Here is a 7,148-nt window from a genome sequence, read left to right as displayed (position 1 = left end):
CTCACTGCGTGTAGCCTGTTCCCCCCTTGAGGGGGCGGTGCCTGCGGTCTGGCAAAGCCAGTCCCGCGGCCCCCCTCGCCATGGGTGCCCGAGTCCGTCAATCGCGCGAGGCTGCTTTGGTCTGAAGTGACCAGCACCAGCTGGTCGCGCCGGAAGGGCCTGGATTCAAGGCTGGAAACATCGGCGGAGTCGGCCACGATGCCGAGCTCGGCCACCTGGGCCAGCAGCTGCGAGACGATGAGGTGGCTGGGGCGCTCTTCGAGGTCCACATCAATGCCGGGATGGGTGTTGAGGAAGTCGGCGAGCGCCTGCGGCAGGTAGTCGGTGATGGCGGCGGTGTTGGACAGCAGGCGCACCCGGCCCGCCAGGCCGCCCGCGTAGTCGGCGATCTCGCCGTGCATGCGCTCTACCTGCTGCAGCACCAGGCGTGCATGGTGGGCCACGGCCAGGCCCGCCTTGGTCGGCTTGACGCCGTCGCGCAGGCGCTCGAGCAGCGGCACGCCCAGGGCGTCCTCCATGCCGCGTATGCGCGCGCTGGCCGAGGCCAGCGCCAGGTGCGAAAGCCTGCTGCCGGCCGTGATGCTGCCGGTGTCGACCACATGCAGAAACAGCCGGAGGTCGACGAGGTCAAAGCGGATATGGGCAAGCATGGCGAGGTGGGACCTGGGGGAGCCTTCGGAAATGGCTAAGGCTGCCAGCGCATATTACCGCTTGAGCGCAAATGTGCCGCTGCGCAGAATCGGCTTCATGAACTTGCACAACATCGCCGGCGCCGGACAGGAAACCCTGCTGGTCGCCATCGTCGCCGCCGTATTTCTGTTGGCCGGCCTGGTCAAGGGCGTGGTCGGCCTGGGCTTGCCGACCCTGTCCATGGGCCTGCTGGCCGGCGTGATGCCGCCCGCGCAGGCGGCGGTGATCCTGATACTGCCTTCGTTTTTGACGAATGCCTGGCAGATGTGGGACGGGGCTGCGCTGGGCCGGCTGCTCAGGCGCTTGTGGCCGCTGCAATTGGGCGTGGCGGCCGGAACGCTGTGGGCGCCTGTGAGCCTTGTCACCCTCAATGCCAATGCGGCTTCGGCGGGCCTGGGGGCGGCATTGATGGCTTATGCCGTGCTGGGGCTGGTGGCCGCTCCGCTGGCGGTGCCTCGCCGCGGCGAGAAGTTTTTATCGGGTGCCATCGGGCTGATCACCGGCGCCATCACGGCGGCCACGGGGGTGTTTGTGTTTCCGGCGGTGCCCTACCTGCAGGCCCTGTCGCTGCGCAAGGACGAGTTGGTGCAGGCGCTGGGGCTGTCCTTCACTGTTTCCACCGTTGCGCTGTTTGGGCGCCTGGCGCTTGAAGGTTCATTCTCGGCAGCGGCCTTGCCCGGCGGCTGGGGCTGGCTGGTGGCCTTGCCCGCGGCCTTGCTGGGGATGGCGGCGGGCCAGATGCTGCGCGGCCGGCTGGATGAAAAAAACTTCAAGCGGCTGTTCTTTGTGGGCCTGTTGGCCATAGGCCTTTATATGGTGATTGGCAGCGCAATCCGCTGGCTTGCCGGGTAAAGGGTTAAAGGCTTGGGCCCCAAGGCACAGGCGCAGTTTGGGGCCGATTTTTACGCTTTCTTTATACCGGCCGCCTGTCTTTCATCCCCGTTTTTACACGCCGGCTCCGACACTTTCTCCATCGTTATTGCTGGAGAAAGTCATGGATCTCGCGTTTGTTCTCGGTGCCGCCGCCCTCTGGGGGGCGATGGTCTTGCTGGTATGGGGCTTTAAAAAGCTCGAAAAGCCTGAAGGAGGCCGTTCATGATCAGCCTTGACGTGCTTTACGGCTTTGGCGGCATCTGCGCCGTCCTGCTGCTCACCTACCTCGTGTATGCGCTGATCTGCGCCGAGGAGTTCTGATGAGCAATTCTTCATGGGGCCTGCTGGCCCTTTTCCTCGGTGCCTTGCTGGTCACCGCTTGGCCGCTGGGCATCTGGTTGGCGCGCCTCTATTCCGGCAGCCTGCCCAACTGGATGCACAAGCTGGAAGCGCCGCTGTACCGTCTGGCCGGCACCTCGGCCGATACGAACATGAAATGGTCGCAGTACGCACTGGCCCTGTTGGCCTTTAATGCGCTGGGCGTGCTTGCCGTGTATGTCCTGCAGCGCCTGCAGGTCTGGCTGCCGTTGAACCCGGCCGGCATGGCCGCCATCTCGCCCGACTCGGCCTTTAACACCGCCATCAGCTTTGTCTCCAACACCAACTGGCAGGGTTATGCCGGTGAATCGACGATGAGCTACCTCACGCAGATGCTGACGCTGGCTGTGCAGAATTTCTTCTCCGCCGCCACCGGTATTGCCGTGGTGTTCGCCTTGTTCCGCGGTTTTGCCGCGCGGGCCACGGGCGCCATCGGCAACTTCTGGGTGGACGTCACGCGCATCACGGCCTGGCTGCTGCTGCCGCTGTCGCTGGTGTTCGCCATCTTCCTCGTGGGGCAGGGCGTGATCCAGAACTTCGATGCCTACAAGGACGTCGCGACGCTGGAAACCACGTCTTACCAGGTTGCCAAGAACGGCCCCGACGGCCAGGCCCTCAAGGACGACAAGGGCAATGCCGTGATGGAAGACGCCAAGACCGACAAGCAGACCCTGGCCATGGGCCCGGTCGCTTCGCAGGAGGCGATCAAGATGTTGGGCACCAACGGCGGCGGTTTCTTTAACGCCAACTCGGCCCATCCTTATGAAAACCCGACGGCGCTGAGCAATTTTTTCCAGATGCTGTCCATCTTCCTGATCCCCGCGGCGCTGTGTTTTGCTTTCGGCCGCGCGGTGGGTGACACACGCCAGGGCTGGGCCGTGCTGGCCGCGATGACGCTGATATTTGTGGTTGCCGTGGTGGCCATTACGCCCGCTGAGCAGGCCGGCAACCCGCTGCTGCCGCCTCTGGGCGTGGACCAGACCGCCAGCCTGCTGCAGGCAGGCGGCAATATGGAAGGCAAGGAAACCCGTTTCGGCATCGATGCCTCCAGCCTGTTCGCGGTCATCACCACGGCGGCCTCGTGCGGCGCGGTCAATGCCATGCACGACTCCTTCACGCCGCTGGGCGGCATGGTGCCCATGGTGATGATGCAGCTCGGTGAAGTGGTGTTCGGCGGCGTTGGCACCGGGCTTTACGGCATGCTGATTTTTGCCATCCTCGCGGTGTTCATCGCCGGCCTGATGATTGGCCGCACGCCCGAGTACCTGGGCAAGAAGATCGAGTCGCATGAGATGAAGCTGACCTCCATCGCCATCCTGGTCACGCCCATCCTGGTGCTGGCCGGCACAGCCATCGCGGTACTAGCCGGCGCCGGCAAGGCCGGCATCGCCAACCCAGGTGCGCACGGCTTTTCTGAAATCATGTATGCGCTGACCTCGGCCGGTAACAACAACGGCAGCGCCTTCGCGGGCCTGTCGGCCAACACGCCGTTTTACAACACGCTGCTGGGCCTGGTCATGTGGCTGGGCCGCTTCGGCGTCATCGTGCCGGTGCTGGCGATTGCCGGCGCGCTGGCCGCCAAGAAACGCCTGCCGGTCACGGCCGGCACCATGCCCACGCACGGCCCGCTGTTCGTGCTGCTGCTGATAGGCACCGTGCTGCTGGTGGGCCTGCTCAATTACGTGCCTGCCCTGGCGTTGGGCCCGGTGGTCGAGCATCTGATGCTCTGGCCAGGCAAATAACCGCAAGGCCCAAAGAGAAATTTATATGAGTACCAAAAAATCCTTAGTGTTGCTGGACCCGGTCCTTCTGAAACCGGCCATCGTGGCTTCGTTCACCAAGCTGAACCCGCGCGTGCAATGGCGCAACCCGGTCATGTTTGTCGTCTACATCGGCAGCATACTGACCACCTTGCTGGGCCTGCAGGCCTTGCAGGGGCAGGGCGAGGCGCCGGCAGGCTTTATCCTGGCCGTGGCGGTGTGGCTGTGGTTCACCGTGCTGTTCGCCAACTTCGCCGAAGCGCTGGCCGAAGGCCGTAGCAAGGCGCAGGCCGCCTCGCTGCGCAGCCTCAAGAAAAGCACCTGGGCCAAGAAGTTCAAGGAGTCCAATAGCAAGGTTTTCCACGGCACGGCCTGGCTGCCGGAGCAGGCCGAGAACCTGCGCAAGGGCGCGGTGGTGTTCGTGGAAGCCGGCGACATGATTCCGCTGGACGGCGAAGTCATCGAGGGCGTGGCCTCGGTCGACGAAAGCGCCATCACCGGCGAATCGGCACCGGTGGTGCGCGAGTCGGGCGGCGACTTCTCGGCCGTGACCGGCGGCACGCGTGTGCTGTCCGACTGGCTGGTGGTGCGCATCGTGGTCAACCCCGGCGAGTCCTTCCTGGACCGCATGATCAGCATGGTCGAGGGCGCCAAACGCCAGAAGACGCCCAATGAGATCGCGCTGACGATTCTGCTGGTGGCGCTGACCATCGTCTTCCTGGTGGTCACGGTCACGCTGCTGCCTTACTCGGTGTTCAGCGTGCAGGCCGCGGGCTCGGGCACCGTGGTCAGCATCACGGCGCTGGTGGCCCTGCTGGTCTGCCTGATCCCGACCACCATAGGCGGCCTGCTGTCGGCCGTGGGGGTGGCCGGCATGAGCCGCATGATGCAGGCCAATGTGATCGCCACCTCGGGCCGCGCGGTGGAAGCCGCCGGCGACGTGGACGTGCTGCTGCTGGACAAGACCGGCACCATCACCCACGGCAATCGCCAGGCCTCCAGCTTTTTGCCGGCGCCCGGCGTGAACGGCGCGAAACTGGCCACCGCCGCGATGCAGGCCTCCATGGCCGATGAAACACCCGAGGGCCGCAGCATTGTCGCGCTGGCGCAGCGGCTGGGCGCCAGTGAACCCCTGGTCGGCGACAGCCACGAGGTTCCCTTCACGGCACAGACGCGCATGAGCGGCATGGATGTGCAGCGCCCCGACGGCAGCACGCGCCAGCTGCGCAAGGGCGCGGTCGATGCGATCCGCAAGCATGTGGAGGCGCTGGGCGGCAGCGTGCCGGCCGAGGTGATTCGCGCGGCGGACGAAGTGTCGCGCCGCGGCAGCACGCCGCTGGCGGTGGCCGACGGCGCCGTGGTGCTGGGCATCGTGGAACTCAAGGACATCGTCAAGGCCGGCATCAAGGAGCGCTTCGGCGAACTGCGCCGCATGGGCATCAAGACGGTGATGATCACCGGCGACAACAAGCTCACGGCCGCGGCGATTGCCGCCGAGGCCGGTGTCGACGACTTCCTGGCCGAGGCCACGCCGGAGGACAAGCTCAAGCTGATACGCCAGTACCAGGCCGAAGGACGTCTCGTGGCGATGATGGGCGACGGCACCAACGACGCGCCGGCCCTGGCCCAGGCCGACGTGGCGGTGGCCATGAACAGCGGCACCCAGGCCGCCAAGGAAGCCGCCAACATGGTCGATCTGGATTCGAACCCGACCAAACTGCTGGAAGTTGTGGAGACCGGCAAGGCCTTGCTGATGACGCGCGGCTCGCTGACCACCTTCTCCATCGCCAACGACGTGGCCAAGTATTTCGCCATCATCCCGGCGATTTTTGTGACCACCTACCCGCAACTGGCCGCGCTCAATGTGATGCGCCTGGGCAGCCCGTCCTCGGCCATTTTGTCGGCGGTGATCTTCAACGCGCTGATCATCATGTTTTTGATTCCGCTGGCGCTCAAGGGCGTGAAATACCGGCCCGTCGGCGCGGCGGCACTGCTGCGCCGCAACCTGCTTATTTACGGCCTGGGCGGGCTCGTCGTGCCTTTTATCGGCATCAAGGCGATTGACCTGCTGCTGGTTGCGTTCAATCTCGCGAACTGATCCCAAGGAAACCTTATGACAAACATTCTTCGCCCCGCACTCGTGATGTTCACCGTGCTGACCCTGGTCACCGGCGTGGCTTATCCCCTGGTGGTGACCGGCACTGCGCAGTCGCTGTTTCCATCGCAGGCGGGAGGCAGCCTGGTTGTTCGCGACGGCAAGGCCGTCGGCTCCGCGCTGATCGGGCAAAACTTCAGCGATCCCAAAAATTTCTGGGGCCGCCCTTCGGCCACCGGCCCCATGCCCTACAACGCCGCGGCTTCCAGCGGCGCCAACCAGGGGCCGCTCAATCCCGCGCTGGTCGATGCCGTGAAGGGCCGCATTGAAGCGCTCAAAGCGGCCGACCCCGGCAACACGGCGCCCGTGCCGGTGGACCTGGTCACCGCTTCGGCCAGCGGGCTGGATCCGCACATCAGCCCGGCTGCCGCGCGCTACCAGGTGGCCCGCGTGGCCAAGGCGCGCGGCCTGGCCGTCGAAAAAGTGCAGGCCCTGGTGGAACAACACACCGAACAACCCCTGCTGGCCGTTCTGGGCGAAGCCCGGGTCAATGTGCTGCGGCTCAATCTTGCGCTGGAGGCTCTTCGTTAAGAGATGCACCATGGCCTATGCCGCTTACTGTGAGTCGTTTGGGTTAACCCCGTCCTTGCATGTGCCGCGCCCCGTTGCGGTGAGGTGGGTGGTGATGGACGTCACCGTGCGCAGCCGCGACGCCCTGCGGGTGCGCCGCGCGCTGGTGAACTGCGCGGGTGCCGGTATCCTGCGCTGCATTCCCCAGCTCGATGAGCACCGGGCCCGGCTGGAGATCCGCCTGACGGCGCACAGCACGGCCGAGGTGATGGATTGTGTGATGGCCTGCGTGCCCGACGGTGTGATAGGCCCGCTGGTCTCCTGGCGCCGCCACCTGCAACGGCGTGGGCTCAGCCATGGACTCTGATCTCCTGCGGGCCTTGTGCGCGCTGGCGGCCTTTGTGTTGCCGCTGGCCCTGGCCTGGGCCATCGTGTGGTGGCAGGGCCGGCCCCAGAAGCGCCGGCGGCAGCATGGAGCCGGCCATGGACTTTGACCTGCTGCACGCGCTGTGCGCGCTGGGGATTGTCGGCATCCCACTGGGCGTGGCCTGGTGGAGCGCGAGCCGCGGCAAGCAGGTCGGGCCCTTGCGGGACGACGAGGCTGACTGGGGAGATCCCGGTGAAGCGGCGCAAGCCACCAAACTTCCTTGGCGAAGCGACCTTTGACCCGCCAGGGGCTGGGTTGATGGCCCCTTTTTGTGTTTCCTGACGGCCGGTGCTGCCAGGTGGGTGATTCGAGCGGGCTGAACCCCAAACGGCTTGCAAAAACCACCTTGGCCGTG

Annotated in this window: 9 protein-coding genes; 8 read left to right on the top strand and 1 reads right to left on the bottom strand. The window is 65.4% G+C overall.

Features of this window, described 5'->3' with window-relative positions; all coding sequences use genetic code 11:
• The coding region (locus PMI15_RS06945; protein WP_007865722.1) for a LysR family transcriptional regulator at positions 1-650 on the bottom strand (650 nt) is incomplete at its 3' end.
• Between the two features lie 97 nt (positions 651-747).
• Between PMI15_RS06945 and PMI15_RS06940 the strand changes: the two genes are divergently transcribed.
• From PMI15_RS06940 to PMI15_RS06910, 8 genes are all read left to right on the top strand, one after another.
• Positions 748-1,542: a sulfite exporter TauE/SafE family protein gene (locus PMI15_RS06940; protein ID WP_157214556.1), complete on the top strand. Its 795-nt coding sequence runs from the start codon at positions 748-750 to the stop codon at positions 1,540-1,542.
• Positions 1,543-1,785: 243 nt separating this feature from the next.
• On the top strand, positions 1,786-1,884 hold the full coding sequence (locus PMI15_RS06935) for a potassium-transporting ATPase subunit F (protein WP_007865713.1): 99 nt from the start codon (positions 1,786-1,788) through the stop codon (positions 1,882-1,884).
• Entirely contained in the window at positions 1,884-3,683 is a 1,800-nt protein-coding gene (kdpA, locus tag PMI15_RS06930; protein ID WP_007865710.1) for a potassium-transporting ATPase subunit KdpA, read from the top strand. Before PMI15_RS06935 ends, kdpA begins: the two co-directional genes overlap by 1 nt.
• A 25-nt stretch (positions 3,684-3,708) precedes the next feature.
• The gene (gene kdpB, locus PMI15_RS06925) at positions 3,709-5,799 is read left to right on the top strand and encodes a potassium-transporting ATPase subunit KdpB (protein ID WP_007865709.1); all 2,091 of its coding nucleotides are present in this window, start codon (positions 3,709-3,711) and stop codon (positions 5,797-5,799) included.
• A 15-nt stretch (positions 5,800-5,814) separates the two neighbouring features.
• Complete coding sequence (gene kdpC / locus PMI15_RS06920) at positions 5,815-6,387, top strand: potassium-transporting ATPase subunit KdpC (RefSeq protein ID WP_007865708.1); 573 nt, start codon at positions 5,815-5,817, stop codon at positions 6,385-6,387.
• Between the two features lie 10 nt (positions 6,388-6,397).
• On the top strand, positions 6,398-6,733 hold the full coding sequence (locus PMI15_RS06915) for a hypothetical protein (RefSeq protein ID WP_007865707.1): 336 nt from the start codon (positions 6,398-6,400) through the stop codon (positions 6,731-6,733).
• Entirely contained in the window at positions 6,723-6,860 is a 138-nt protein-coding gene (locus tag PMI15_RS24690) for a hypothetical protein (protein WP_157214555.1), read from the top strand. Before PMI15_RS06915 ends, PMI15_RS24690 begins: the two co-directional genes overlap by 11 nt.
• Positions 6,850-7,032, top strand: coding sequence for a hypothetical protein (locus tag PMI15_RS06910; RefSeq protein WP_007865706.1), 183 nt, complete (start codon positions 6,850-6,852; stop codon positions 7,030-7,032). The genes PMI15_RS24690 and PMI15_RS06910 overlap by 11 nt, the downstream gene beginning before the upstream one ends.
• The last annotated feature ends 116 nt before the right edge of the window (positions 7,033-7,148 follow it).

It is taken from the genome of Polaromonas sp. CF318 (genome assembly GCF_000282655.1).
Classification (GTDB): Bacteria; Pseudomonadota; Gammaproteobacteria; order Burkholderiales; family Burkholderiaceae_C; genus Polaromonas.
Note: the sequence above shows the minus strand (reverse complement) of the source record. Positions and strands in the feature narration are given on the sequence as shown.

Bases quoted from the DNA above. Each gene is read 5' to 3' on its own strand.
- PMI15_RS06940 (WP_157214556.1), top strand. From the start codon at position 748: ATGAACTTGCACAACATCGCCGGCGCCGGACAGGAAACCCTGCTGGTC.
- PMI15_RS06935 (WP_007865713.1), top strand. From the start codon at position 1,786: ATGATCAGCCTTGACGTGCTTTACGGCTTTGGCGGCATCTGCGCCGTC.
- kdpA (WP_007865710.1), top strand. From the start codon at position 1,884: ATGAGCAATTCTTCATGGGGCCTGCTGGCCCTTTTCCTCGGTGCCTTG.
- kdpB (WP_007865709.1), top strand. From the start codon at position 3,709: ATGAGTACCAAAAAATCCTTAGTGTTGCTGGACCCGGTCCTTCTGAAA.
- kdpC (WP_007865708.1), top strand. From the start codon at position 5,815: ATGACAAACATTCTTCGCCCCGCACTCGTGATGTTCACCGTGCTGACC.
- PMI15_RS06915 (WP_007865707.1), top strand. From the start codon at position 6,398: ATGGCCTATGCCGCTTACTGTGAGTCGTTTGGGTTAACCCCGTCCTTG.
- PMI15_RS24690 (WP_157214555.1), top strand. From the start codon at position 6,723: ATGGACTCTGATCTCCTGCGGGCCTTGTGCGCGCTGGCGGCCTTTGTG.
- PMI15_RS06910 (WP_007865706.1), top strand. From the start codon at position 6,850: ATGGACTTTGACCTGCTGCACGCGCTGTGCGCGCTGGGGATTGTCGGC.